Below are 25,662 nucleotides of genomic sequence, written 5' to 3'. Positions count from 1 at the left end.
GTGCCGGTGCCACAGGGCCACGCCGCTTCGTCTACCCCCAGACCCCGGGAGAACAGCCGTGCCAGGAGAGAACCTCACCCGCCTCGAGGCGCAGGAGCGTCGTGCCGTCGTCGACACCGACTCCTACGAGGTCGATCTCGACCTCACCCGGGGGAGCGAGATCTTCGGTTCGCGGACGGTGGTCCGCTTCCGTGCCCGATCCGGTAGCGCGACCTTCATCGACCTGATCGCGCGCGAGGTGCGCGAGATCACTCTCAACGGCCGCTCGATCGATCCGGCCACGGCCTTCGCCGAGTCCCGCATCACGCTGGATGACCTCGCCGAGGACAACGAGCTGGTCATCGACGCCGACTGCCTCTACACCAACACCGGCGAGGGCCTCCACCGCTTCGTCGATCCCGTCGACGGCGAGGTCTATCTCTACTCGCAGTTCGAGGTCCCCGACTCCCGCCGCGTGTTCGCCGTCTTCGAGCAGCCCGACCTCAAGGCGACGTTCCGGTTCACCGTGACCGCTCCCGAGCCCTGGGAGGTCGTCTCCAACTCCCCCACCCCCGAGCCCGCCCGCCACGGCGACGGGACGGCGACCTGGCGCTTCGAGCCCACGCCGCGCATCTCGTCCTACATCACCGCGCTCATCGCCGGGCCGTACGAGAAGACCTTCTCGGAGCTGACGAGCGCGTCGGGCCGGGTCATCCCGCTCGGTGTCTACGCCCGGAAGAGCCTGTGGGCCCACCTCGACGCCGACTACGTCTTCGACAAGACCCGCCAGGGATTCGCCTACTTCGAGGAGAAGTTCGACTACCCCTACCCGTTCGCCAAGTACGACCAGCTGTTCGTGCCCGAATTCAACGCCGGCGCGATGGAGAACGCGGGAGCGGTGACCTTCACCGAGACCTACGTGTTCCGCAGCAAGGTGACCGACGCCGTGCGGGAGCGTCGCGTGGTCACCATCCTCCACGAGCTCGCCCACATGTGGTTCGGCGACCTCGTCACCATGAAGTGGTGGAACGACCTCTGGCTGAACGAGTCGTTCGCCGAGTGGGCCTCCACGATCGCCACCGCCGAGGCGACGGAGTGGACCGAGGCGTGGACGACGTTCAACGCGATGGAGAAGACCTGGGCCTACCGTCAGGATCAGCTCCCCTCCACCCACCCCGTCGTCGCCGAGATCAACGACCTCGAGGACGTCCAGGTCAACTTCGACGGCATCACCTACGCCAAGGGAGGCTCGGTCCTCAAGCAGCTCGCCGCGTGGGTCGGGATCGACGCGTTCTTCGCGGGCGTCTCGGCGTACTTCCGGAAGCACGAGTGGTCCAACACCGAGCTGTCGGACCTGCTGACCGAGCTCGAGACCACGAGCGGCCGCGAGCTCACCACCTGGTCGAAGAAGTGGCTCGAGACCGCCGGGGTGAACACCCTCTCCCCCGTCATCGACGAGTCGCCCGATGGCACGATCCGTCGCTTCGCGATCATCCAGACCGCGCCGGCCGACTATCCCACCATCCGTCCGCACCGTCTCGGAGTCGGGTTCTACAGCCTCCGGGGCGACGCCCTGGAGCGCACCCACGCGGTGGAGCTGGATGTGGACGGCGACCGCACCGAGGTACCGGAACTCGCGGGGCTCGTCCGCCCCGATCTGGTGCTCCTCAACGACGGAGACCTCGCCTACGCGAAGATCCGGTTGGACGAGCGCTCCCTGCAGACGGCCATCGACCATCTCTCCAAGATCTCCGATCCCCTCGCCCGCTCCCTGGTGTGGGGCGCGGCGTGGGACCAGACGCGGGATGCCGAGGCTTCGGCCACCGACTACGTCGACCTCGTGCTGCGCAACATCGCCTCCGAGACCGAGTCGACGACGGTGCGCACGACCCTGGCGCAGCTGCTGCTGGCGGCCAACTCCTACGTCGCGCCCGACCGGCGTGACGACACCCGTCGCCGGGTCGCCGGCCATCTCTGGGCGCTCGCCCAGAACGCGCCGGCCGGTAGCGACAGTCAGCTGCAGTTCGTGACCGCCTTCGCCGCGGCCGCGTCCACCGACGAGCAGTGGGCGGCGGTCAAGAGCCTCCGCGACGGCGAGGTCGTCCTCGACGGGTTGGAGATCGACACCGATCTGTCCTGGCAGCTGCTGGTGTCGCTCGCCGCCGGCGGGGTCGCCTCGGTCGGCGACATCGAGACCGCCCTCGCCGCGGACAACACCGCCAAGGGCGGCGAGTTCGCCGCGCAGGCGCGCGCCGCCCTGCCCTTCCCCGAGGCCAAGCGCGCCGCATGGGCGTCGCTGGTCGACCGCGACGACCTCCCCAACACCGTGGTGCGGTCCGCCTCGCTCGGATTCGTCAACCCCGCCGGTCGCGAACTGCTCGCCGGATACGTCCAGCCGTACTTCGACATGCTGCTGCCGATCTGGGAGTCGCGCACGTACAAGATCGCCGAGTACCTCATCGCCGGTCTCTACCCGGCGCCGCTGGCGGACACGGCGCTGCGCGATGCGACCCGGGCCTGGCTCGCCGCCCACGCGGACGCGCCGGCCGCCCTGCGGCGTCTCGTGCAGGAGAACCTCGCCGGCGTCGAGCGCGCGTTGGCGGTGCAGGAGCGCGACGCGCAGTAGGGGCCTCGGCAGACATGTTCACGTGGGAGGGGATCCTGCTGATCCTTCGGGACGTGGGGATGCGCGCCCTGCAGGTCGCGATCATCGTCGTGGCGGCGCTGGTCATCGCCATCATCCTCCGCGCCGTGATCCGCAGGGTCGTCGATCGCATCGTCTCGGGCGCCAAGAACCGCGCGCGCGTCGATGACACGCAGGCGCTGGAGCGCTCCCCCGTCGCGCAGGTGCGCGTCGTTCAGCGGACCCGCACGCTCGGCTCGATCCTGCAGAACATCGTCGGGGTCACGATCATCGTCGTGGCGTTGCTGCTCATCGTCTCGGTGATCAACCCGAACATCCTCGGGTCGCTCACCCTCTTGACCGCGGCCGTCGGCGCCGGCCTCGGCTTCGGCGCCCAGAACATCGTCAAGGACGTCCTCAACGGCATCTTCATCGTCGCGGAGGATCAAGTGGGGATCGGCGACGTGGTCGATCTCGGGCTCGCCACGGGCATCGTGGAATACGTCAGCGTCCGCGTCACGCACGTCCGCGACGTCAACGGCACCCTCTGGTACGTCCGGAACGGTGAGATCACCCGCATCGGCAACCTGTCGCAGGGATGGTCTCGGGTCATCGTCGACGTCGGCGTCCCCGCCGACTCCGACATCGACGAGGTCGAGCACGCCCTGCAGGATGCCGCGGCGGGCCTGGCGAAGGACCCCAAGTGGCGCTCGCGGATCGTCGACCGCCCCGAGGTCTGGGGACTGGAGGCGGTGACCGGCGAGACACTTGTGCTCCGGGTGGTGATCCGCACGCGCGCGCACGCCAAGGACGATGTCGCCAAGGAGCTCCGGATGCGACTGAAGCGCGCGACCGACGACCTCGGCCTCGGTGTCACCACCATCTCGACGGTGCGGCTCGAGGGGCACGACGGCGCCCACCGCGTGCGCGGCGCGAACCCGCCCAAGACGAAACCCACCCCCGTGCCGATCGCCACGGAGAGACCGGTCTGGCGACCCAAGCTGCGTCCCCGACGCCCGCGGGAGACCCCGCCCGCTCCCGACACCGCGCCGCCCGCCGGGCCCGCGACGCCCCCCGATGCGGACGCGTAGATTGGACACCGGCGTCGCGGGACGATGCCCACGGAAGGAGCGCCGAGCCGGTGAGTGACGCCCAGACATCGCCACGGTCGTTCTACGACGAGGTCGGCGGTCACGACACCTTCGTCCGCCTGGTGGACGTCTTCTATCGCGAGGTGGCCGCCGACGACGTTCTGCGCCCCATGTACCCCGAAGAGGACCTGGGACCGGCCAAGGAGCGCCTGACGCTCTTCCTCGAGCAGTACTGGGGCGGTCCGACGACCTACAGCCAGAACCGCGGCCATCCGCGTCTCCGGATGCGCCACGCTCCCTTCCACGTCAACCCCGACGCGCGGGATCGGTGGCTGCGTCATATGCGGACGGCGGTCGACGAGCTGCACCTCCCGCCCCTCCACGAGGAGACCCTCTGGGACTACCTCCACCGCGCGGCCTTCGCGATGGTGAACACCTTTGAGCCGACGAAGGGGTCGTGATGGCCGCGACGAGGCGCCTTCGGACCGATGTGCTCGTGATCGGCTGGGGCCTGGCGGGCCTCGTCGCGACCGCCGAGGCGGTGACGGCGGGCAAGCAAGTGATCCTGATCGACCAGGAGCCGCGGACCAATCTCGGGGGTCAGGCCTGGTGGTCTTTCGGCGGACTCTTCCTGGTGGACTCCCCCGAACAGCGCCGCATGGGGGTGCGGGACTCGCTCCCCCTCGCCCAGCAGGACTGGTGGGGAACAGCCTGCTTCGACAGACCCGAGGATCTGTGGCCTCGGCGGTGGGCCGAGGCCTACCTCGATTTCGCCGCCGGCGAGAAGCGGGCCTGGCTGCGCGGCAAGGGGATGTCGTTCTTCCCGGTCGTCGGGTGGGCCGAACGGGGCGGATACGGCGCGACCGGCCCGGGCAACTCCGTTCCACGCTTCCACATCACCTGGGGCACCGGTCCCGGGGTGGTGGCACCCTTCCTCCGTGACGTCGAACTCGCGGAGTCATCCGGACGCGTGAGCATCCTCCCCCGCCACCGGGTGACCGGGCTCATCAGCAACGACGGCGCGATCCGCGGCGCGGAGGGCCAGATTCTCGCACCGTCCGGCGCTGCTCGCGGACGCCCGAGCTCACGAGAGGTCATCGGCGACTTCGAGATCTCCGCCGGCGCGACCATCGTCGCATCCGGAGGCATCGGCGGAAACCACGATCTGGTCCGTGAGGCCTGGCCGGACCGACTGGGGACACCGCCGGAGCGGATGCTCGCGGGGGTACCGGCCTACGTCGACGGATCGATGATGCGGACCGCCGCAGACTCGGGGGCGCGGGTCATCAACGGCGACCGGATGTGGCACTACGTCGAGGGTCTGCACAACATCGATCCGGTCTGGCCGGGCCACGGCATCCGCATCCTACCCGGGCCTTCCTCACTGTGGCTCGACGCGCGCGGCACGCGCCTCCCCGTTCCGCTCTATCCCGGCTTCGACACGCTGGGGACCCTCGCGCACCTGCGGCAGACCGGTTTCGACCACTCCTGGTTCGTCCTGTCGTCCCGCATCGTGGAGAAGGAGTTCACGCTCTCGGGAAGCGAGCAGAACCCTGATCTGACCGGCAAGAACCTTCCCCTCCTCATCCGGTCGCGGCTCGGAAAGGGCGCCGCCGCACCGGTGCAGGCGTTCCTCGACCGCGGTGAGGATGTGGTGGTGCGAGAGACCCTCGATGACCTCATCGCAGGGATGCGCGCTCTCGACGGGGGCGAGGCGCTCGACGGCGACCAGGTGCGCCGTGAGGTCGAGGCGCGCGACCGCGAGGTCGAGAACGCCTTCACGAAGGATGCGCAGATCGCGCTGCTGCGTTCCGCGCGCGCGTTCCGCGGCGACCGGCTCATCCGCACCGCAGCGCCCCACCGTCTGCTCGATCCCAAAGCCGGCCCCCTGATCGCCGTGCGTCTCGGGATCGTCACGCGGAAGTCGCTCGGCGGGATCGAGACGGATCTCGACGGCCGCGCTCTCGGCGAGGGCGGCGGAGCCGTGACCGGGCTGTTCGCCGCGGGCGAGGCCAGCGGTTTCGGCGGCGGCGGTGTTCACGGCTACCGCACGCTGGAGGGCACCTTCCTCGGCGGATGCCTCTTCAGCGGCCGGGCCGCCGGCCGTGGTGCCGCCGCGGCGGTCTGACCCGCGGCACCCGAGCTCGCTCAGCCGTCGGCGCGACCGGTCGGTCGGACCGGGGTGAGCCCCTCTCGCGGCGGACGCCGCACGAGCACATGTCCGCGCTGGAGGCTCAGTCGCGTCCAGGACGGTGCCGTGAAGATCCGCACCGTCTCCTCGCCACCGATGAAGCCCAGACCGAACGCCGCGAAGGCGACGCCGAGCGGCAGGTCGGCCAGCTCCTCCGCCTGCGCGCCCCAGACATCCGCTCTGATCACCCGCACCACGTCCTCGCCGGCGTCGGCCGGGAGCTTGTTCGCCACCGCCGCCATGCCCCACTGGGCGCGCGAGGCGAGATCGGATGCCGCCAGGCGGCCACCGGGCACCCAGCCGCCCTGCGGCGGCGAGATCCCCGCCCAGGCGGGCGCCAGAGCCGTCGCGGGCAGCGTGAGGGCGGCGGCGGTCTCGTCGGCGGCCAGGGTCGTCGCGTCGACGACGAAGTCGCATTCGAGTTCCGGATCCGCTCGAATGGCCCGCATCCCGAGGATCGTCGGGGTGCTGTCGAACAGTCCTCGCGGCGCCAGCACCGCCGCCCACATCGTGAGCGTGCCCGTGGCGGCGCGAAGTCGCACCGCACCATCCCCGAGTCGCGCGGCCCGGCCGGCGAAGGTCAGGGCATCGGTGACGGCATGGCCATCGGCGAGAAGGAGGCGCTCGGACATCCGACCTAAACTACCAACGAACGGGTGCCGCGCCCGGACAGGAGGAGCCGCGTGACCGATTCCGACCGTTCCGCCGGTCCACTGCGCGAGCTCGGAGACCCCGACCCCGACCCCGTCGCGTCGATGCTGGCGGTCCTCGATCTGGAGGGTTCGTCGGCGCGGACCACGGAGGACATCTTCACCGGGGTGTCCCAGCGGATGCCGCTCGGACGCGTGTACGGGGGGCAGGTGCTCGCGCAATCGCTCGTCGCCGCCGAACGCACCATCCCCGAGGGCCGGACGGTGCACTCCATGCACGGATACTTCCTCAGGCCCGGTGACGCCGAGCAGGGGATCACCTTCTCAGTGGACCGCATCCACGACGGCCGATCCTTTGCCACTCGACGCACCCAGGCGTTTCAGGCGGGGGTGCCCATCTTCTCGGCGATCGCGTCGTTCCAGGACGACGACCCCGGACTCGAGCATCAGGCGAGCTTTCCGGACGACCTCCCCGCGCCCGAGGAACTGCCCGATGTCGAGGAGCAGTTGACCGGGCTGCATCCGATGTCCAAGCGGCTGTTCACCGATCGCCCCGTCGACGTCCGGCACGTGCCGTCGTCGATCTACGTGAGCGTCGAGGGTGCCAGGGTCCCGCGGCAGGCGGTGTGGCTGCGCACCCGCCGCGCGCTCCCGGACGAGCCGGCCCTGCACCGTGCGGTGCTCGCCTACCTCAGCGACCTGACGATCCAGGAATCGATCCTGCGCGCGCACGGCGTCGCCTGGGCGACACCCGGGCTGAAGGTGGCGAGCCTCGATCACGCGATGTGGTGGCATCGCCCGGCGCGAGTCGACGACTGGCTGGTCTACGTCCAGGAATCGCCGAGCGCACGAGGCGGGCGGGGCCTGGCTCAGGGCCGGATCTTCTCGCGCGAGGGCGTCCTGGTCGCAAGCGTCGCACAAGAGGTCATGGTGCGGGTGCCCGCCGGGGCATGACGCGGCGCGGCTCTCAGCGACGGTGCGCGTACACCAGCGGGGGTCCGACGTACGGCTCCCAGGCCGCGCGCTCCTCGGCGCTCAACCGGAGCGGGGCGCCGGAGCGGGCGTCGACCTTGACCACCACCGTGGTCGCGCGGGCGTAGATCGTCTGGGTGCCGTCGGGTGCGGCGGTCTCGCGGGGACTGCACACCTCGTAGCAGACCTCGATGCTCGAACCCCCCAGCCGGCCGAACCACATCTGAACGTCGAGAGGGTGGCGCTGGTACGGAACCGGCGCCAGGTACTCGATCTCCTGGCGGGCGATGAGGGTGAGGACGCCGGCGGAGATCCCCGAGGACAGCACCGCGGTGTCGGGGGCGGTCTCGCCCGGATCCGGCAGCCAGAACGCCCGCACGCGCGCCTCTTCGAGCAGCTTCAGCATGGCGGTGTTGTTGACGTGGTTGAACGCGTCGAGATCGCCCCAGCGGAGCGGAATCGGAATGTGGAGCCGGCGGCCGAGAGGCGTCGTCTCGGCGATGACGACGGGGTCAGTCACGGGTGAGCTTGCGGTAGGCCGAACGGTGCGGCGTCGCGGCATCGGGGCCGAGCCGTTCGATCTTGTTCTGCTCGTACGCGTCGAAGTTGCCCTCGAACCAGTACCACTTGTCGGGGTGCTCCTCGGTGCCCTCATAGGCGAGGATGTGGGTGGCGATCCTGTCGAGGAACCACCGGTCGTGGGTGATGACCACGGCGCATCCGGGGAACTCCAGGAGGGCGTTCTCCAGCGACTGCAACGTCTCGACGTCGAGGTCGTTCGTCGGCTCGTCCAGGAGCAGCAGGTTGCCGCCCTCCTTGAGCGTCAGCGCGAGGTTGAGCCGGTTGCGCTCGCCCCCCGAGAGCACACCGGCCTTCTTCTGCTGGTCGGGTCCCTTGAACCCGAACTTCGACACGTAGGCTCGCGAGGGGATCTCGGTCTTGCCCACCGTGATGATGTCCAGGCCGTCAGAGACGACCTCCCACAGCGTCTTCTCGGGGTCGATGTTCGCGCGCGACTGGTCGACGTAGCTGATCTTCACCGTCTCGCCGATCTTGAGGTTCCCCCTGTCCAGCGGTTCCAGGCCGACGATGGTCTTGAAGAGGGTGGTCTTGCCTACGCCGTTGGGGCCGATGACCCCGACGATGCCGTTCGGCGGCAGGCTGAAGCTGAGCCCGTCGATGAGGGACCGGTCGCCGAAGCCCTTGTGGAGGTTCTTCGCTTCGATCACGATGCCGCCCAGCCGCGGCCCCGGCGGGATCTGGATCTCCTCGAAGTCCAGCTTGCGGGTGCGATCGGCCTCGGCCGCCATCTCCTCGTAGCGCGCGAGACGGGCCTTGGACTTGGCCTGGCGACCCTTGGCGTTGGAGCGGACCCACTCGAGCTCCTCCTTGAGGCGCTTGGCGAGCTTGGCGTCCTTCTTGCCCTGCACCTCCAGACGCTCGCCCTTCTTCTCGAGGTAGGTGGAGTAGTTCCCCTCGTATCCGATCAGGCGGCCGCGGTCGACCTCGGCGATCCACTCGGCGACGTTGTCGAGGAAGTACCGGTCGTGCGTGATGGCGATGACGGCGCCGGGATACTTCTGCAGGTGCTGCTCCAACCAGAGCACGCTCTCGGCGTCGAGGTGGTTGGTGGGCTCGTCCAGCAGGAGCAGGTCGGGCTTCTGCAGCAGCAGCTTCGTCAGGGCGACCCGGCGCTTCTCCCCACCCGACAGCGGGGCGATCGCAGCGTCGCCGGGCGGAGTGCGGAGGGCATCCATAGCCTGCTCGAGCTGGGAATCCAGGTCCCAGGCGTCCGCGGCGTCGATCTCTTCCTGGAGGGTTCCCATCTCGGCCAGCAGGGCGTCGAAGTCGGCGTCGGGATCGGCCATCAGAGCGGAGATCTCATTGAACCGATCGAGCTTGGCCTTGATCGCGATCCCGTCCTGGATGTTCTCCAGCACCGTCTTGGACTCGTCCAGCTCGGGCTCCTGCATGAGGATTCCCACCGAGAATCCGGGGCTCAGCTTCGCCTCGCCGTTGGAGGGGGTGTCGAGCCCCGCCATGATCTTCAGGATCGTCGACTTACCCGCTCCGTTGGGGCCGACCATGCCGATCTTGGCTCCCGGGAGGAAGGCCATCGTGACGTCGTCGAGGATGAGCTTGTCGCCGACCGCCTTGCGGGCCCGGACCATCGAGTAGATGTATTCAGCCATACCGTTCGCAGCTCCTCTTCACGTCCCGACGTCAGCGTCCCAGCCTAGTCGGTCGGCGACCCGGTCACCGGTTCACCCGCCCCTGGCCCCCGCCCCTTCTCACCAGTCGATCGGCCGTGTCTCCCCCAGGAGGCAGGCACCGTCGGGAAGGGCCGCGAGGACGGTGGCGACCGGCTCCCCGGTGGCGTCGCCCACCTGCCCGATCAAGCACTGCTCTCCCCAGCGGACCGACACCTGGATGCTCTCGGCGGGGTTTCCGACCGTGGAGGTGTCGGCGGTGACCTGCATGGCGGCTTTGTCGAACCCGCCGGCCACCAGGGCGTCCACGTACGCCCGTCCGGCGCCGCGTCCGTCGCTGTTCCACACCGCCTGGATGATCTGCGTGAAGAACGGGAGGTTGTCCTCGGCGGATCCGTCCGGAACGAGAGCCGGTCCCGCCGGGGCGGGGGGCTCCACCGAGGACGTGGACTCCGGCACCGGCACCGTGGGCGTCGGCGACGGAGAGGGTGTCGGAGTGCAGCCGGCCAGCAGGAGAGCGAGGACTCCGCCGATCAGGATGCCGCGGAGAGCGATCAGAGGAGACAGCGGGCGACGGTCGTGGTGATCCGGTTTCCGCAGAGGCACGCGCCGAGTCTACGGCGTGGCTGCGAACGCCCCCTGCAACCGCCCTCAGAAGGGCGTCTCCCCTGTTCCGACGAGAACGGGTGGGCCCGGCTCACCCGCATCCTCGGAGGCGTCCCCCGATCCGTCGCGTGATCCGGGGGCATCCGTCGCCCACCCCTCGGACACGGCCTCGGCCGCGTCGTCGGCCGGCACACCGGGGGTGGACCACGCGTCCGCCGGGGACGCATCGGCCGGTGCCGCCTCGGCCGTCGACCGCGACGCGGTGCCGCGCGTGAAGCGCGACGTCCCGAACTTCAGATCGTGCCCGATCGCGTCCGCCTCGACCTCGACGGTGGTCCCCCGTCGGGTCCCGGTGTCCCACTCGCGCACTTTCACGCGGCCCGTGACGATGACGCGGTCGCCCCGACTCAGCGAGAGGACGGCGTTCTCGGCCAGCTGTCGGAACAGCTGGACGGTGTAGTAGCTCGTATCGCCGTCCACCCACTGCCCCGTGGCCCGATCCAGTCGCCGATGCGACGTGGCGAGGCGGAAGGACGTCACCGCCACCCCGTCGAGGATCTTCTTGTGCTCGGGGATGGTGGCGATGTTCCCGGTGAGGGTGATGGTGTCGGACATGATTCTCCTTGCTCCGTGCGGATGTTCGGTTGTGCCGGTGCCCGGGTGCCCGGCGGGCACCGGCACGACCCCATCGTGACGGCCGGGCGTCCGCCCAGGATGGGCCCGGCATTGATCGGTGGAGAATCGACGACGAGCCGGGATTGTGCAGGAGAGGACGACCCTTCGACGCGATGTCGGAGGTCGTATCTATCTTCGATGCAGGAGGAAGACATGACCGCTCTCACCCATCCCTCGATCCCCACCACGACATCGGCGGTGCCGCACGGACTGCGGCTCGTCGGCGCGGGGACGCGCCTCTGGCGTGTCGTCGACCGCGCCGGTCGAGTCGTGGGTCACATCCAGACCAGCGAGGAGGCGGACGCCCTGCGATTCCACGCGCTCCGGTACTCCGCGCGCATCAGACGCTTCCTCGAGGTGGGTCGGTTCTGGAGTCTGGATGACGCGGTCTCGTGCCTTCACTACGTGCGCTGACCCCGCACGTCATGCGGCCAACGCCCCTGCCGATGAGACCGCGGCGGTCACACTAGACCATCGCGTCCTCGCGCAGCATGAGGGTCGGAGGGGCAGCGCGCGAAACCGTCGTCCACGACTCCGCCAAGATGTCCGCCGCACGCACCAGCGTCTCCGGTGCCGCGGTGAAGGGCACCCGAAGATACCTGTCGTGACCGCCGTCGACCGAGAAGCGGGGCCCCGAGGTCAGGAGCAGTCCGCGATGGCGCGCATCCATGACCACCGCCGCACTGAGAGGTGCATCCATCTCGATCCACAGCGAGACTCCGCCCGAAGGCCGGGGAACGGTCCATCGCGGAAGGCGCTCGTTCAGGGCGGCGCTCATGACGTCGCGTCCTGCCCGCAGCATGTGCCGACGCTGGTCGACCACGTCGCCGAACCGGCCGAGGACGGCGGACGCGATGACCTGCTCGAGCTCAGGCGTCCCGAGATCCTGCGCGCTGCGCAGCGCGACAAGACGGCGGATCAGCTCCGGCGTCGCGCGGATCCATCCGATGCGGAGTCCGCCCCAGACGGTCTTCCCCAGGGAGCCGATGCGGACGACCAGGCGCGGATCCATCCGGTCGAACCCACGATCCAGCGGCCCCCGGTCGATGTCCAGATCTCCCGTCGTCTCGTCGAGGATGAGCGTGGTCCCCGCACGCTCGCACGACCGAGCCAGCGCGGCGCGCTCGTGAGCGCTCATCGATCGACCTGTCGGATTGTGGAAGTCGGGCATCACGTACGCCGCGACCGGAAGAGTACGCTGCGACACCTGCTCGGCCCGCTCGAGATCCCAGCCGTCCGTGATGGTCACCGGAACCGCGGTGAGGCGCGCACCGGCCTGCCGGAGCGCGTCTGCCGCATGGGGGTACGTGGGCGTTTCGATCAGCACGCGGTCGCCGCGGGTGACGAGGGAGCGGGCCAGCAGGTGGATCGCACTCTGCGCGCCCGTGGTGATGAGGATCTCATCGGGCGAGGTCGTCACGCCGCGAGCGGTGTAGTGCTCGGCCACGCGAACACGGAGCTGGTGCCGTCCGACGATGTCGTAGCCGCTTCGCGCGACGATCGAGGGGGCGTCGGCGATCGTCTCGGCCATGAGACCTGCCAGGCCGGGCCACGCCGCAGGGCTGGCCTGCTGGAGGTCGATGTCATCCCGGTGGACCCGGGAGGTGATGCCCGGGTCCCTCCGCGCGACGGGAAGCGTCATGCTCCCCGATCCGCGCACGCTGTGGATGTGTCCCGTCCCACGAAGGCTCGCGTAGGCCGCCGCCACCGTGCTCCGACTCAGACCGAGGACTGCGGCGAGCTCGCGCTCCGCCGGAAGTGTCGTCCGCGGTGCAAGCCTGTTGTCCAGGCACAGCAGGCGGATGCCGTCGGCCAGCGCCTCGTACGTCGGTTCGCGCGTGCGCCACCCCCCGAGGGCGTGGGAGAGGGCGCGCGCCGACATCCTGGAGTCCATCCGACCACTTTAGGGGGATTGGCCTGCTACGTGCAGTCCAATGAGATGGTGGAATGTCGGGGTGACCGACCGTGCCATCCGCCTGCTTCTCGGCCTCGTCCTCTACGGCGCGGGGTGCGCTCTGACGATCGAGGCCGGTCTGGGCGTGGATCCCTGGACCGTGTTCGCGGAGGGCCTCTCGCGGCAGTCCGGCATCGGCATCGGCTGGGTGACCAATCTCGTCGGTGTCGGTGTGCTTCTCCTATGGATCCCCCTGCGCCAGCGACCGGGGATCGGCACGGTCGCCAACATCCTTCTCGTCGGCACAAGCATGCAGATCGCGCTCTGGATCATGCCGCCCGCCCCGAACCACCTCGGGGTACAGGCGGCCCTGCTCATCGTCGGCATTCTTGTCGTCGCCGTCGGGTGCGGGCTCTACATCGGCGCCCGGTTCGGTCCCGGTCCCCGCGACGGTCTCATGACCGGCATGCATGCGCGCTTCGGCTGGCCCATCTGGGCGTGTCGCGGCGGCGTCGAACTCAGCGTGCTGCTGATCGGATGGGTGCTCGGCGGAACGGTGGGTGTCGGCACCCTGGTCTTCGCCGTGACGATCGGACCCCTGGTGCACATCACGCTGCCCCTGTTCGACACCGCGCGAGAAGGCCGTGCGCCGGCGACCTCGTCATCGACGACACGATGAACGCCCCGGCGCGATGACGGCGCGGGTTGTTCAGTGCTCCTCGAACGTCGGCCACTCGCTCCCCGGTCGCATCCGCGCGTGCAGCGCGTTCTTCGCGACATCCATGGTCGGGTAGGTCCCGGCCGTCGAATCCGCCCCGGCCATGGTGACGGTGTAGCCGTCCGCCACCTTGCGGATGCTGCCCACCACTCCGCCTGTTCCGTAAGCGACCCACAGGGTCGAGTGCGTGTCGGTCGTGCTCATCGTCGAACTCCCTCCGATGCTTCGACGCTACGCCTCGCCGGGACTCGCCGCCAGATGGCAGGCGGCGATTCCCGACCCCGTCGTCCCGGCCGCTACCCTGGTCTGGCGACCCCCAGTAGCTCAGTGGATAGAGCAGCGGCCTTCTAATCCGCCGGTCGCACGTTCGAATCGTGCCTGGGGGACCGAGTGAGGAGGTCGCGGCCACGGTCTGCGCCCGTCATTAGGATGGGCCCATGGTGGGAGCTTCCGAGAACGACCGGCTCGTGTGGATCGACTGCGAGATGACGGGCCTCGACCTCGCGGTCGACGAGCTGGTCGAGATCGCGATCGTGATCACGGACTTCGAACTGCGGCCACTGGATCCCGGATTCCAGGTGGTGATCAAGCCCGATGCCTCGGCGATGGAGAACATGAGCGACTTCGTGCGCACCATGCACGAGACCTCCGGACTCCTGGATGAGATCCCCGCGGGGGTGACGGTCGCCGAGGCGGAGTTCCAGGCCCTCGAATACATCCAGCGCTTCGCGCCGCAGGAGGGGAAGGCACCGCTGGCCGGCAACACGATCGGAACGGACAGGATGTTCCTGGCCAAGTACATGCCCCGGGTCGATCGGTGGCTGCACTACCGCAACGTCGACGTGTCGAGCATCAAGGAGCTCTCCCGTCGCTGGTATCCCCGCGCCTACATCCACGCCCCGGCCAAGAACGGCGGTCATCGCGCGCTCGCGGACATCCGCGAGTCCATCACCGAACTGGCCTACTACCGCCAGGCGGTCTTCGTTCCCGAGCCGGGACCGACCAGTGACGGCGCCCGTGCCGCCGCCGCATCTGTGGTGTCCGCGTTCGCGCCCGGCGTGTGAGAGAATCGTTGGGTTGTCCCGCCGAGGCGGGGCCCACGGTGGCTGTAGCTCAGTCGGTAGAGCACCTGGTTGTGGTCCAGGGGGCCGCGGGTTCAAGTCCCGTCAGCCACCCCAAATCTCCAGGGTCTGCGTGCCCGTATCGTGGAGACATGCTCGAGATGGATGCCGAGGCGTTCGAGCGTCTTGTGATCGAGGAGCTGGACCTTCTCCCCGACGACATGGTCGACGGCCTCGACAACGTCGTCTTCGTGGTCGAGGACCGGCCCGAGGACCCGTCGCAGGAGCTGTTCGGCCTCTACGAGGGATGGGCGCTGACCGAGCGCGACCGATACGGCATGGGCGAACTCCCCGATCGCATCGTGCTCTATCGCGAGCCGCACCTGGCCGCGTGCGCCGACGAGGGGTCTCTGCGAGATGAGGTGCACACGACCCTCGTCCACGAGATCGCGCACTTCTACGGCATCGACGACGACAAGCTGCACGAACTCGGGTGGGCGTGATGGCGGGAATGATGCAGACCCAGGAGCGCCTCGATCAGATACTTGAGGAGTCGGCGAACGGTCCGTGGCAGACCGTGGTCTGGAACGACCCTGTGAACCTGATGAGTTATGTCGCCCACGTCTTCCGGGAGTATTTCGGATTCCCCGCCGCCACCGCCGAGCGCCTCATGCTCGCCGTCCACCACGACGGACATGCCGTCGTGGCAGAGGGTGCCAGGGAGCAGATGGAACTCCACACACAGGTCATGCACGACTACGGCCTGTGGGCGACCGTGAGACGGGCTCCCGCGGCATGAACACCGTCCCGCTCACTCTGCAGATCACCCGCCTGGAGGCGACGCACCTCGTCGACCTGATCGACCAGTTCATCGAACTCGTCCAAGACGGATCCCCTCCGGGCGATGATCCGGCCGTCCTCCGCCTCGTCCCCGACGCGTACGCCGACGATGCTGAGGCTGCGCAGGAGTTCCGGGACGTCACCGAGCGCGACCTCCTCCGCCGCCGTCACCGGGATGCGCAGCTCGTCCGACGCAGCCTCTCGCCCGCAGCCACCCTTACCTCCGTCACCACCGCCGGAGCGGAAGGATGGGAGGAGGTCGACCTCGCCCTCGACCCCGAATCCGTGCAGGCTTGGATGCGCACCCTGGCCGCGGTGCGGCTGGTCATCGCCTCCCGGCTCGGCATCACCGACGAGGACCAGCACGACGGGGACGACCCGCGGTTCGGTGTGTACGACTGGCTGGGGTACCGACTGGAAGGACTCATCCGCGCGATCGAGGCCACGAGATCCGCGGAGCACTGAGTCGTCACGGGATGACGAAGACGTGCGTGGCGCGCTGCGCAGGCCCGTCATCGGCCAGGTGCTGCTCCTCCTGCCGCGCCCATCTGTCCCAGTGGGGCCGGTAGGTCTCACCATCTCGCGCCAGCGCGCGGGTCCGTCGAGCGCGCGCCGGGGACTCCAGCCAGATGCGGATGTCGCTGAGGGGCGCGGTTCCCGCGGTGAGCAGACCCGACCCCTCGACGATGAGCGGCAGCGAGGGATCCACGGCGTGCGCTTCAGCGTATTCTCCCCGCTCCCAGTCCCAGCGCTGCCACACACCGATCAGTCCTCGGGCGTGCGGCCGGAGGATGGCTTCCTGCGCGGTGCGCACGCCTTCGGCGAGCCCGTCCCATCCCGGGTAGAGCGCATCGAGCGCCACGGATTGCACACGACCGTGAAGTGGCCAGGCGGCGATGAGCTCTCGCGCGAAGGAGGTCTTTCCCGCGCCGCTTCGACCATCGATCAGGATGACCGGGTTGGCCGCGGCGACCGAGACGACCGCGTCGCGCGTGTGGTCGACCGCTGCTCTCAGTGCCCGCCCGACCGGGTCGGACTCACTTCTTGAGGGCGCGGATGACACGGCTGAGCGCACGACCGGCCACCCAGACGAAGGGAATGCCGACGGCGAGGAGCGAGACGACGTTCGGCTCGAATCGCAGATCGTCCCCACGACGGATGTAGGCGCCGAGCGGAACGGCGTATCCGCCGCCTCCGCCCCCGCCGTTGCCCGCCTCATCGGAGCCGCCGCCGAAGGCGGTCCACGTCAGGGCGACGGGGACCAGCCGGACGCCGTCCACGTCCTGCTGCTCGCCGTAGACGGATGTGACGCCGAAGTCCGCGGACTGCTTGCCGAGGTCGAGTGCGATGTTGGGCATGCCCCCACGGTACCCGGCGGCACCGTCATTGCCCAGCCTTGCCCGGCCCCTTGACCTGGCCGCCGAGAAGTGTTGCGCGCGTGATGCTCCCCCGGCCGAACCTCGCCGCCGCACCGTCCAGGACTCCCTCGACCCGCCGCCAGTCCTCATCGTCATCCCAGAGCGCGGGGAGCGCGTTCGCCGACGCGGAGAGCTTCTCGGCTCGGACGCCGATGAGACGGATCGGAAGAGGGCGCTCGAGGGCATCGAACAGCTCGATCGCCGCGGCGCCGATCCGCTGACCGACCGCCGTCGGCTCCGGGAGGGTCTGCGCCCGGGTCACCGTGCCGAAGTCCGAGAAACGCACCTTGATCGAGACCGTCGCCGCTTCCCAGCCGTGCTCCCGAAGGCGCGCTCCGACGCGGTCGGCGAGACGACGAAGCTCCACTCGCAGGACCACCGGATCATCGATGTCGGCGGCGAAGGTCTCTTCGTGCCCGACGCTCTTCTCCACTCTCGTCGTCTCGACCTCGCGCGGGTCGATTCCCCGGGCCAGCTGACGAACCCGGAGCCCCAGCGACGCGCCGAGGACGCGATCGATGACCGCCGCCGGAGTGTCGATGATGTCGGCCACGGTCCGGATGCCCCGCGCCCCCAGCGCGTCGGTGGCCTTCGGGCCCACGCCCCACAGATCGCTGGCCCGGCGGCCGGCGAGGAACCGCCCAGTCGCTGCTTCGGGAACGATGAGGAGGCCGTCCGGCTTGCTCAGCGTCGACGCCATCTTCGCCACGTGCTTGGTCGCCGCCGCGCCGACCGAGCACGGCAGGCCGACCTCCTCGCGAACCCGCGTGCGCAGGAGGCGCGCGACGTCCCCCGGGCTCCCCCACAGACGCCGGACCCCGCGGACGTCGAGGAAGGCTTCGTCGATCGACAGCGGCTCGACGAGCGGGGTGATGTCGCGGAAGAGGGCCATCACCTCGGCCGACAGCTCGGCGTATCGCGGGAACCGAGGGGGAACGACCAGCGCCGTCGGGCACAGCCGCAGCGCCTGCGAGACCGGCATCGCCGAGCGCACCCCGAAACGTCGCGCTTCGTACGACGCGCTGGAGACGACCGAGCGGCTCTCGGGCGCGCCGATGATCAGCGGCTTGCCGCGCAGGGACGGATCGTCGAGCACCTCGACGGATGCGTAGAACGCATCCATGTCGACGTGGAGGATGCCGGCTCCCGTGTCATCCGCGCCCTCCGGTGAGACGAGCCGGCCGCTGCCGTCACCGCGACCCATGAGTCCATTGTCGACGGTGCCGCCGACATCCGGTCACTGCGCGGCGCGTTCGAGGATGAGCTCGCGGACGCGCGCGGCATCGGCCTGTCCGCGCATCGCCTTCATCACCGCACCGATCACGGCGCCCGCGGCCTGGACCTTCCCGTCGCGGATCTTGTCCATCACGTCGGGTTGTGCGGCCAACGCCTCGTCGATCGCGGCGATGAGGGCCGTGTCGTCCGAGACCACCGCCAGGCCCCGCGAAGCGACGACCTCGGTCGGGTCGCCCTCGCCCGAGATGACCCCCTCGAGCACCTGGCGCGCGAGCTTGTCGGTGAGCGTCCCCTCGTCGACGAGGCGCTGGAGCTCGGCGACCTGCCTGGGGGTCACGAGCTCGCCCGGCTCCCGGCCGTCGGCGTTCGCGATGCGGCTGATCTCGCTCATCCACCACTTCCGAGCGGCCGCCGGCGTCGCACCCGCGGCAACGGTCGCCTCGACCTCGGCGAGCAGACCGGCGTTGACCACGCCGCGGAACTCGATGTCGGCGAACCCCCAGTCCGACTTCAGACGTCGGCGTCGCACCACCGGCTGCTCCGGCAGGGCCTCGCGCAGCCGGTCGATGAGCGACTCCGGGGGGGCGACGGGGAGGAGATCCGGCTCCGGGAAGTACCGGTAATCGTCCGCGTCGGACTTCGGCCGGCCCGGCGAGGTCGTGCCGGTGTCCTCGTGCCAGTGCCGGGTCTCCTGGGTGATGGTGCCGCCGGCGGCGAGGATCGCCGCCTGCCGCTGGATCTCATAACGGACGGCGCGCTCGACCGATCGCATCGAGTTGACGTTCTTGGTCTCGGTTCGCGTGCCGAGCTTCTCCTGGCCACGCGGCCGCAGCGAGACGTTCGCGTCGCAGCGGAGGTTCCCGCGCTCCATCCGCGCGTCGGAGATGCCCAGCGCGAGCACGATGTCGCGGATGGTCTGGACGTAGGCCTTGGCGATGTCCGGTGCGCGATGCTCCGCTCCGAAGATCGGTTTGGTGACGATCTCCACCAGCGGCACGCCCGCGCGGTTGTAGTCCACGAGGGAGTACTCCGCGCCCTGGATCCGGCCGGTCGACCCGCCGATGTGCGTGAGTTTCCCGGCGTCCTCCTCCATGTGCGCGCGCTCGATCGGAACAGTCACGACCGTCCCGTCCTCCAGCTCCACCTCGACAGAACCCTCGAACGCGATGGGCTCGTCGTACTGTGAGATCTGGTAGTTCTTTCCGAGGTCGGGGTAGAAGTAGTTCTTGCGCGCGAATCGGCTCGAGGGCGCGATCCGGCATCCGAGCGCCAGCCCCAGGCTGATGGAGGCGCGGACGGCCTCCTCGTTCACCACGGGAAGCGCGCCCGGGAGACCCATGTCGACCGGGGCGACCAGCGTATTCGGCGCCGCATCGTGGTTGGCGCTGTTCGCGGGGTTGGGTGCGCCGGAGAACATCTTCGTGCGGGTGTTCAGTTCGACGTGGACCTCGAACCCGAGCACCGGCTCGAAGCGCTCGAGGGCCTCGTCGAAGTCCATCAGCGTGTCGCGGGCCATCAGGCCACCCCTCCCTGCAGCGGCATGCGATCCAGCAGCGGACCGCCCCATTCCTCGACCAGCAGCGCCTCGACCGCCGCTCCGACCCGGTAGAGACGGGCGTCCTGGCGCGCGGGAGCGAGGAACTGGATCCCCACCGGCAGCCCGTCCTCCGGCGCGAGGCCCGCAGGAATCGAGATTCCCGGAACCCCCGCGAGGTTGGCGGGAATGGTGGTGACGTCGTTGAGGTACATCTGCAGCGGATCATCGAGCTTCTCGCCCAAGCGGAACGCCGTGGTGGGAGCCGACGGGGTGGCCAGAACATCGACCTGGGAGAACGCCGCGTCGAAATCGGACTGGATGAGGGTGCGGACCTTCTGCGCGCTGCCGTAATAGGCGTCGTAGTAGCCGGCGGACAGGGCATAGGTGCCGAGGATGACGCGTCGCTTGACCTCGTCGCCGAAACCGGCCTCGCGCGTCGCAGCCATGACCTCTTCGACGGTGGCACCGGCGTGCGGGATAACCCGCATGCCGAACCGGACCGAGTCGAATTTTGCGAGGTTGCTCGATGCCTCCGCGGGGAGGATCAGGTAATAGGCGGCGACGCCGTACTCGAAGTGCGGAGCGCTCACCTCGACGATCTCCGCGCCCTGCGCCGCCATCGCGTCGAGGGCCGCGCGGAAGCGGAGGGAGACCCCGGGCTGGAACCCGCTGTCGGGGAGTTCGGCGATGACACCGACCCGGAGACCGCGAAGGACGTCCCCCGTCGCGCCGTCGCGGGCCGCGTCGGCGAACGACGGCCAGACGTCCTCGAGCGAGGTCGCGTCGTGCGGATCGTGACCGCCGATGACGTCGTGGAGAAGTCCGGCATCGAGCACCGTCCGCGTCACCGGACCGACCTGGTCGAGACTCGAGGCGAGGGCGATCGCGCCGTAACGCGAGACCCCACCGTAGGTGGGCTTCATGCCGACGGTTCCCGTGACGTGCGCGGGCTGCCGAATGGAGCCGCCGGTGTCGGAGCCGAGCGCGAGCGGCGCCTCGAACGCGGCGACCGCGGCGGCGGAGCCACCGCCCGAGCCGCCGGGGATCCGGTCGAGGTCCCAGGGGTTGCGAGTGGGGCCGTAGGCGGAGTGCTCGGTGGAGGACCCCATGGCGAACTCGTCCATGTTCGTCTTGCCGAGCGGGACGAGACCGGCCGCGCGGGAGCGTGAGACCACGGTGGCGTCGTACGGGGACATGTACCCCTCGAGGATGCGTGATCCGCTCGTGGAGGGCATATCCGTCGTGACCAGGACGTCCTTGATGGCCAGCGGCACCCCCGCGAGCGCACCGAGTTCCTCGCCGGCGACGCGGCGGCGGTCGATGTCGGCGGCCACCTCGAGGGCTTGGTCGTTGACGTGGAGGAACGCGTGGACGTCGCCGTCGACGTCTCGGATGCGATCCAGATGCGCCCTGGTCGCCTCGACGCTCGAGATCTCGCCGGCGCGCAGTCGCGACGCCAGGTCGGCGGCGGTGAGTCGGATGATGTCGTCCCCGGCGCTCACTGCTCCTCCCCCAGGATGGCGGTCACGCGGAAGCGGTCGTCCGCAGCCTCGGGGGCGTTCTGCAGAACCTCCTCGACGGTGAGGACGTCGGCGGGGACGTCGTCCCGGAAGACGTTCTGAAGCGGAATGGGGTGGCTGGTGGCCAGGACGTCGGCGGTGGCGACCTCCGACACCTTCGCGATGTTGTCGACGATCACATCGAGTTGCCCGGTGAGGCGCGCCACCTCCTCGTCGCTCAGCTGGATGCGGGCGAGAACGCCGAGATGACGCACGAGGTCGGGTGTGATTTCGGACACCCGATCAGTTTAGGTGCTCGCCCCACCGCCCTCCGGTCCAGGGGCGAGGCGAGCCCGCGTCGCCCCCGTAGAGTGTCGGGCGTGACGACGTACGACCCACCCCGTCCCTGGATCGCCAGCTACGCCGAGGGGGTGCCGGCCGATCTGCCCGCGGTGACGGGGTCGCTCGTCGACATCATCGACACGGCCACCCGCGAGTATCCGGATGCGCCGGCGCTGGAGTTCTTCGGTCGCGAGACGACCTACCGGCAGCTGCAGGCGCAGATCGTCGCTGTCGCGGAGGGTCTTCGTGCCCGGGGCGTGAAGGCCGGCGACGCCGTGGCGATCGTCCTGCCGAACTGCCCGCAGCACATCGTCGCGTTCTACGCCGTGCTCCGACTCGGCGCCGTGGTCGTCGAACACAACCCGCTCTACACGGCCCGCGAGCTGCGCACCCAGTTCCAGGATCACGGGGCCCGCCACGCGATCGTCTGGAGCAAAGTCGTCGACACCGTCCGCGCCTTCCCCGAGGATCTTCGGGTCCAGACGCTCGTGTCGGTCGAGATCCACCGCGCCATGCCGTGGCGCACGCGTGCAGCCCTCCGCCTGCCCATCCTGCGCGCGCGCCAAGCGAGGATGGCGCTGGATTCGACCGTCGTCCGAGGTGCGGGAGCGCCGGACCGTTGGGAGGAGCTGACCGCCTCCGACCCCCTGGATCCCGGCCACCCCGGGCCGACGACCGATGACCTCGCGATCCTGCAGTACACCAGTGGGACGACCGGGTCGCCGAAGGGCGTCCGGCTCAGCCACCGCAACCTCCTCGCCAATGCCGCGCAGGCTCGCGCGTGGGTTCCGGAGGTGATCCTCGGCGAGGGATGCGTCGTCTACGCCGTGCTCCCGATGTTCCACGCCTACGGTCTGACCCTGTGCCTCACGTTCGCCATGTCGATGGCCGCGCGGCTCGTGCTGTTCCCTCGATTCGACCCTCAGCTCGTGCTGGCGGTGACCAGGAAGCGGCCTGCGACCTTCCTCCCCCTCGTCCCGCCGATCGCCGAGCGACTCCTCGCGGCAGCCCAGGACGCGGGGATCTCCCTGGAGGGTACGGAGGTGGCCATCTCGGGTGCCATGGCGCTCCCGCACGAGCTGGTCGTGCCCTTCGAGCGGGCGAGCAAGGGCTATCTCGTCGAGGGCTATGGGCTGAGCGAATGCTCCCCGGTGCTCATGGCGAACCCCGTCGCCGCCCACCGCAAACCCGGGACGGTCGGTCTGCCCCTGCCGGGCACCGAGTGCCGGGTGGTCGACCCCGACGATCCCCGTCGCGACGTGGCGCCCGGTCGTCCCGGTGAGCTCGTCGTCCGGGGACCGCAGGTCTTCGAGGGTTATCACGGACGCCCCGATGAGACCGAGCAGGTCTTCGTCGACGGCTGGTTCCGTACCGGCGACATCGTCACGATCGACGACGACGGGTTCGTCCGGATCGTCGACCGGATAAAGGAGCTCGTCATCACCGGAGGCTTCAATGTCGCTCCCACCGAGGTGGAGAACGCGCTGCGTCAGCACCCTCGGGTGAGCGATGCGGCCGTCGTGGGCCTCCCCTCGTCCCACTCCGGCGAGGACGTCGTCGCCGCCGTCGTGGTGTCCGGAGAGGATCCGCTCGATCCCGAGGACGTGCGTTCCTTCGCGCGGGGGATCCTCACCGCGTACAAGGTGCCGCGCCGTGTCGTCGTGGTCGACGAGCTCCCCAGATCGCTGATCGGCAAGGTGCAGCGACGCGAGGTACGGACGCGGCTCCTCCATGCGTCGGGCCCGGACGAGCCGGACGCGGTGTGATCACGACGAGGAGGGCCCCTGTCCCGACAGCGCGGACGGCCCCTCGGTCACCAGCAGGTGGAACTGCGCCGCGTCGATGATCGGCACGCCGAGCTCCTCCGCCTTCGCCAGCTTCGAGCCGGCGCCGGGGCCTGCGGCCACGAAGTCGGTCTTCTTCGACACCGAGGACGCCGCCTTTCCGCCGGCCCGCAGGATCGCCTCCTGGGCACCCTCCCGGGTGTAGCCCTCGAGCGTTCCCGTGGCGACGACGGTGACACCGTCGAGGACACCGCCGCCGGCAGCCGCGGCACCCGGACCGGGATGCCCCGGCGTCGCGAGCTGCGCGCCCGCCGCCTCCCAGCGGTCGACGATCTCGCAATGCCAATCGATCTCGAACCACTCGGTCACCGCGTCGGCGATGATGCCGCCGACCCCGTCGACGGCGGCGAGCTCATCCCGCGAGGCGTCGCGGATCGCTCGGATCGAACCGAACCACTGCGCGAGGGCGCGGGCTGCGACCGGGCCGACATGACGGATGCTGAGGGCGACCAGGAAGCGCCACAGTTCCTTCGTCTTCGCGCGCTCGAGGTTGGCCAGAAGCTCCTGGGCCGCTCGGGAGACGATGTGTGTGGCATCACCGTCGAACGCCCCGCCCGGGTCGAACGGCGGATCGGACTTCTTGCGCTGACGACGGAACGGGGACCGGGTGTCGGCTGTGCCGTCCTCGAGCAGGCGTGGCAATCCCGTCTCGGCGTCGCGCACCACGACGTCGATCGGGAACAGATCGCCGGCGGTGAGATCGAACAGCCCGGCCTCGGTGACCAACGGCGGGATCTCGGGCCGCACCGGCTGAGTGAGCGCCGCGGCGGACACCTCGCCCAGACCCTCGATGTCCAGAGCGCCCCGTGAGCCGATGTGCTCGACGCGTCCGCGCACCTGCGCGGGGCAGGAGCGGGAGTTCGGGCAGCGCAGGTCGATGTCTCCCTCCTTGGCGGGCGCCAGTGGCGACCCGCACTCGGGGCATCGCACCGGCATGACGAACGCGCGCTCGCTCCCGTCGCGCAGCTCCACCACCGGCCCGAGGACCTCGGGGATGACGTCGCCCGCTTTGCGCAGGACGACCGTGTCGCCGATCAGGACGCCCTTGGCCTTGACGACGTCCTGGTTGTGCAGCGTCGCCTGCCGGACGACCGAGCCGGCCACCTGAGCGGGCGCCATCACGGCGAAGGGGGTGGCGCGACCGGTGCGCCCGACCGACACCACGATGTCTAGAAGCGTGGTGTTGACCTGCTCCGGCGGGTACTTGTAGGCGATCGCCCATCGCGGTGCTCGGCTGGTGGCCCCCAACTCGTCGTGCAGAGCCAGGTCGTCCACCTTGATGACGATCCCGTCGATCTCGTGCTCGACGTCGTGGCGGTGCTCGCCGTAGTGCCGGATGAACTCGGCCGCCTCAGCCGCATCCTCCACCACGCGGAAATAGCTGCTGACCGGAAGCCCCCAGCCCTTCAGCAGATCGTAGACCTCGCTCTGGGCCGCCACCGGCGGGTCGGCCCAGGCACCGACGCCGTGCACCGTCATCCGCAGCCGGCTCAGTCTCTCGGTCATGGCCCGCAGCTGCCGTTCGGTCTTCCCCTCGGCCTTCTGCCGGAGCGATCCCGACGCCGCATTGCGGGGGTTGGCGAACAGCCGATCGCCCTGCTCCTGCTGGAAGGCGTTCAGGGCGGTGAAGTCGGCGACCGTGAAGAAAACCTCGCCCCGGACCTCCACGAGATCGGGATGCCCCGTGCCCGAAAGCGTCGTCGGGATCGTGGTGATCCGACGGACGTTCTCGGTGACATCCTCGCCCACCCGACCGTCACCGCGTGTCGCCGCACTGGTCAACCGGCCGCGCTCGTACCGGAGCGACAGGGCGAGTCCGTCGATCTTCAGCTCGCAGAGATACCGCACCGGGCGTCCAGCATCGCGCTCGACCCGCGCTGCCCAAGCCAAGAACTCCTCTTCGCTGAACACATTGTCCAGGCTCAGCATGCGTTCGGCGTGCGTGACCGGGGCGAACAGCGTGGCCGACGCGGCCCCGACGCTCTGCGTGGGCGAGTCCTGACCCTGGAGTTCGGGATGCAGCCGCTCGAGCTGCTCGAGCTCGTGCATCCACGCGTCGTAGGTGGCATCGTCGACGATCTCGGCGTCCTCGCCGTAGTAGGCGTCGCGTGCGCGGAGGATATGATCGGTCAGTTCCCCGGCCCGCGTGCGAGCCGCCGCGGGCGACAGGGACGCCCGGTCATCCGGGACGGGAAGACGATCTGCCGAGCTGCTCACCGGGTCTGTCACGCCGTCAGTCTAGGCAGTGCCTCCGACACCGCCTGGATCCTCAGACG

26 protein-coding genes and 2 tRNA genes are annotated in these 25,662 nt (G+C 69.6%); 14 read left to right on the top strand and 14 right to left on the bottom strand.

Annotated elements, in window-relative coordinates; all coding sequences use genetic code 11:
* Nucleotides 1-58 precede the first annotated feature (58 nt).
* Genes pepN through T9R20_RS08755 form a run of 4 tightly spaced genes read left to right on the top strand, consistent with a single transcriptional unit; the run spans nucleotide 59 to nucleotide 5,821 of the window.
* Nucleotides 59-2,605 carry an aminopeptidase N gene (gene pepN / locus T9R20_RS08770; RefSeq protein ID WP_322408917.1) on the top strand — a complete coding sequence of 849 codons (2,547 nt, stop codon included), beginning with the start codon at nucleotides 59-61 and terminating at the stop codon, nucleotides 2,603-2,605.
* A gap of 14 nt (nucleotides 2,606-2,619) precedes the next feature.
* Complete coding sequence (locus T9R20_RS08765) at nucleotides 2,620-3,693, top strand: mechanosensitive ion channel family protein (RefSeq protein WP_322408916.1); 1,074 nt, start codon at nucleotides 2,620-2,622, stop codon at nucleotides 3,691-3,693.
* 50 nt (nucleotides 3,694-3,743) lie between these two features.
* Nucleotides 3,744-4,154, top strand: coding sequence for a globin (locus T9R20_RS08760; RefSeq protein WP_322408915.1), 411 nt, complete (start codon nucleotides 3,744-3,746; stop codon nucleotides 4,152-4,154).
* Nucleotides 4,154-5,821, top strand: a complete 1,668-nt coding sequence (locus T9R20_RS08755; RefSeq protein WP_322408914.1) for an FAD-binding dehydrogenase — start codon at nucleotides 4,154-4,156, stop codon at nucleotides 5,819-5,821. Before T9R20_RS08760 ends, T9R20_RS08755 begins: the two co-directional genes overlap by 1 nt.
* A 20-nt stretch (nucleotides 5,822-5,841) precedes the next feature.
* Here the strand turns inward: T9R20_RS08755 and T9R20_RS08750 are convergent, their stop codons facing one another.
* A complete protein-coding gene (locus T9R20_RS08750; protein ID WP_322408913.1) occupies nucleotides 5,842-6,516 on the bottom strand; it encodes a hypothetical protein in 675 nt (224 codons plus the stop codon).
* Nucleotides 6,517-6,639: 123 nt separating this feature from the next.
* Here T9R20_RS08750 and T9R20_RS08745 point away from each other — a divergent pair, with 123 nt between their 5' ends.
* Nucleotides 6,640-7,488, top strand: a complete 849-nt coding sequence (locus tag T9R20_RS08745; protein ID WP_322412147.1) for an acyl-CoA thioesterase II — start codon at nucleotides 6,640-6,642, stop codon at nucleotides 7,486-7,488.
* A gap of 13 nt (nucleotides 7,489-7,501) precedes the next feature.
* Here T9R20_RS08745 and T9R20_RS08740 read toward each other — a convergent pair whose 3' ends face one another.
* The 4 genes from T9R20_RS08740 to ssb all read right to left on the bottom strand — a co-directional run bounded on the left by T9R20_RS08740 (nucleotide 7,502) and on the right by ssb (nucleotide 10,937).
* Entirely contained in the window at nucleotides 7,502-8,026 is a 525-nt protein-coding gene (locus T9R20_RS08740) for a thioesterase family protein (protein ID WP_322408912.1), read from the bottom strand.
* Nucleotides 8,019-9,698, bottom strand: coding sequence for an energy-dependent translational throttle protein EttA (gene ettA / locus T9R20_RS08735; RefSeq protein WP_322408911.1), 1,680 nt, complete (start codon nucleotides 9,696-9,698; stop codon nucleotides 8,019-8,021). The genes T9R20_RS08740 and ettA overlap by 8 nt, the downstream gene beginning before the upstream one ends.
* Nucleotides 9,699-9,797: 99 nt before the next feature.
* Complete coding sequence (locus tag T9R20_RS08730; protein ID WP_322408910.1) at nucleotides 9,798-10,322, bottom strand: DUF6993 domain-containing protein; 525 nt, start codon at nucleotides 10,320-10,322, stop codon at nucleotides 9,798-9,800.
* Between the two features lie 45 nt (nucleotides 10,323-10,367).
* Nucleotides 10,368-10,937, bottom strand: coding sequence for a single-stranded DNA-binding protein (ssb, locus tag T9R20_RS08725; protein WP_322408909.1), 570 nt, complete (start codon nucleotides 10,935-10,937; stop codon nucleotides 10,368-10,370).
* Between the two features lie 213 nt (nucleotides 10,938-11,150).
* On the opposite strand from ssb, the gene T9R20_RS08720 reads away from it, so the two are divergent.
* Nucleotides 11,151-11,411, top strand: coding sequence for a hypothetical protein (locus T9R20_RS08720; protein WP_322408908.1), 261 nt, complete (start codon nucleotides 11,151-11,153; stop codon nucleotides 11,409-11,411).
* Nucleotides 11,412-11,463: 52 nt separating this feature from the next.
* Here T9R20_RS08720 and T9R20_RS08715 read toward each other — a convergent pair whose 3' ends face one another.
* Nucleotides 11,464-12,891 (bottom strand): PLP-dependent aminotransferase family protein, encoded by a 1,428-nt coding sequence (locus tag T9R20_RS08715; RefSeq protein ID WP_322408907.1) that lies wholly within the window; start codon nucleotides 12,889-12,891, stop codon nucleotides 11,464-11,466.
* A gap of 61 nt (nucleotides 12,892-12,952) precedes the next feature.
* Here T9R20_RS08715 and T9R20_RS08710 point away from each other — a divergent pair, with 61 nt between their 5' ends.
* Nucleotides 12,953-13,570 (top strand): hypothetical protein, encoded by a 618-nt coding sequence (locus T9R20_RS08710; protein ID WP_322408906.1) that lies wholly within the window; start codon nucleotides 12,953-12,955, stop codon nucleotides 13,568-13,570.
* Between the two features lie 30 nt (nucleotides 13,571-13,600).
* Here T9R20_RS08710 and T9R20_RS08705 read toward each other — a convergent pair whose 3' ends face one another.
* The gene (locus T9R20_RS08705) at nucleotides 13,601-13,813 is read right to left on the bottom strand and encodes a methyltransferase (RefSeq protein ID WP_322408905.1); all 213 of its coding nucleotides are present in this window, start codon (nucleotides 13,811-13,813) and stop codon (nucleotides 13,601-13,603) included.
* A gap of 109 nt (nucleotides 13,814-13,922) precedes the next feature.
* On the opposite strand from T9R20_RS08705, the gene T9R20_RS08700 reads away from it, so the two are divergent.
* From T9R20_RS08700 to T9R20_RS08675, 6 genes are all read left to right on the top strand, one after another.
* Nucleotides 13,923-13,995: transfer RNA gene (locus tag T9R20_RS08700), tRNA-Arg, on the top strand.
* 51 nt (nucleotides 13,996-14,046) lie between these two features.
* Nucleotides 14,047-14,673 carry an oligoribonuclease gene (gene orn / locus T9R20_RS08695; protein ID WP_322408904.1) on the top strand — a complete coding sequence of 209 codons (627 nt, stop codon included), beginning with the start codon at nucleotides 14,047-14,049 and terminating at the stop codon, nucleotides 14,671-14,673.
* 38 nt (nucleotides 14,674-14,711) lie between these two features.
* A tRNA-His gene (locus tag T9R20_RS08690) sits at nucleotides 14,712-14,787 on the top strand.
* Nucleotides 14,788-14,822: 35 nt separating this feature from the next.
* Entirely contained in the window at nucleotides 14,823-15,173 is a 351-nt protein-coding gene (locus T9R20_RS08685) for a metallopeptidase family protein (protein ID WP_322408903.1), read from the top strand.
* Nucleotides 15,174-15,181: 8 nt separating this feature from the next.
* The gene (clpS, locus tag T9R20_RS08680; RefSeq protein WP_322408902.1) at nucleotides 15,182-15,469 is read left to right on the top strand and encodes an ATP-dependent Clp protease adapter ClpS; all 288 of its coding nucleotides are present in this window, start codon (nucleotides 15,182-15,184) and stop codon (nucleotides 15,467-15,469) included.
* Nucleotides 15,466-15,975: a DUF2017 family protein gene (locus T9R20_RS08675; protein ID WP_322408901.1), complete on the top strand. Its 510-nt coding sequence runs from the start codon at nucleotides 15,466-15,468 to the stop codon at nucleotides 15,973-15,975. Before clpS ends, T9R20_RS08675 begins: the two co-directional genes overlap by 4 nt.
* Nucleotides 15,976-15,979: 4 nt before the next feature.
* On the opposite strand, the gene T9R20_RS08670 is transcribed toward T9R20_RS08675, so the two are convergent.
* From T9R20_RS08670 to gatC, 6 genes are read right to left on the bottom strand one after another with little or no spacing between them, the layout of a single operon-like run.
* On the bottom strand, nucleotides 15,980-16,585 hold the full coding sequence (locus tag T9R20_RS08670) for a hypothetical protein (protein WP_322408899.1): 606 nt from the start codon (nucleotides 16,583-16,585) through the stop codon (nucleotides 15,980-15,982).
* Nucleotides 16,548-16,868: a hypothetical protein gene (locus tag T9R20_RS08665; protein WP_248243013.1), complete on the bottom strand. Its 321-nt coding sequence runs from the start codon at nucleotides 16,866-16,868 to the stop codon at nucleotides 16,548-16,550. The genes T9R20_RS08670 and T9R20_RS08665 overlap by 38 nt, the downstream gene beginning before the upstream one ends.
* A 25-nt stretch (nucleotides 16,869-16,893) precedes the next feature.
* On the bottom strand, nucleotides 16,894-18,132 hold the full coding sequence (dinB, locus tag T9R20_RS08660) for a DNA polymerase IV (protein WP_322408898.1): 1,239 nt from the start codon (nucleotides 18,130-18,132) through the stop codon (nucleotides 16,894-16,896).
* A gap of 33 nt (nucleotides 18,133-18,165) precedes the next feature.
* Nucleotides 18,166-19,680: an Asp-tRNA(Asn)/Glu-tRNA(Gln) amidotransferase subunit GatB gene (gene gatB / locus T9R20_RS08655; RefSeq protein WP_322408897.1), complete on the bottom strand. Its 1,515-nt coding sequence runs from the start codon at nucleotides 19,678-19,680 to the stop codon at nucleotides 18,166-18,168.
* A complete protein-coding gene (gene gatA, locus T9R20_RS08650; RefSeq protein ID WP_322408896.1) occupies nucleotides 19,680-21,203 on the bottom strand; it encodes an Asp-tRNA(Asn)/Glu-tRNA(Gln) amidotransferase subunit GatA in 1,524 nt (507 codons plus the stop codon). The genes gatB and gatA overlap by 1 nt, the downstream gene beginning before the upstream one ends.
* Nucleotides 21,200-21,499 (bottom strand): Asp-tRNA(Asn)/Glu-tRNA(Gln) amidotransferase subunit GatC, encoded by a 300-nt coding sequence (gatC, locus tag T9R20_RS08645; RefSeq protein ID WP_322408895.1) that lies wholly within the window; start codon nucleotides 21,497-21,499, stop codon nucleotides 21,200-21,202. Before gatC ends, gatA begins: the two co-directional genes overlap by 4 nt.
* 81 nt (nucleotides 21,500-21,580) lie before the next feature.
* On the opposite strand from gatC, the gene T9R20_RS08640 reads away from it, so the two are divergent.
* Nucleotides 21,581-23,308 (top strand): long-chain-fatty-acid--CoA ligase, encoded by a 1,728-nt coding sequence (locus T9R20_RS08640; RefSeq protein ID WP_322408894.1) that lies wholly within the window; start codon nucleotides 21,581-21,583, stop codon nucleotides 23,306-23,308.
* Here the strand turns inward: T9R20_RS08640 and ligA are convergent, their stop codons facing one another.
* Nucleotides 23,309-25,603, bottom strand: coding sequence for an NAD-dependent DNA ligase LigA (gene ligA / locus T9R20_RS08635; protein WP_416182974.1), 2,295 nt, complete (start codon nucleotides 25,601-25,603; stop codon nucleotides 23,309-23,311).
* Nucleotides 25,604-25,662 lie beyond the last annotated feature (59 nt).

The sequence above is a fragment of the Microbacterium invictum genome (assembly GCF_034421375.1).
GTDB lineage: Bacteria > Actinomycetota > Actinomycetes > Actinomycetales > Microbacteriaceae > Microbacterium > Microbacterium invictum_A.
Note: the sequence above shows the minus strand (reverse complement) of the source record. Positions and strands in the feature narration are given on the sequence as shown.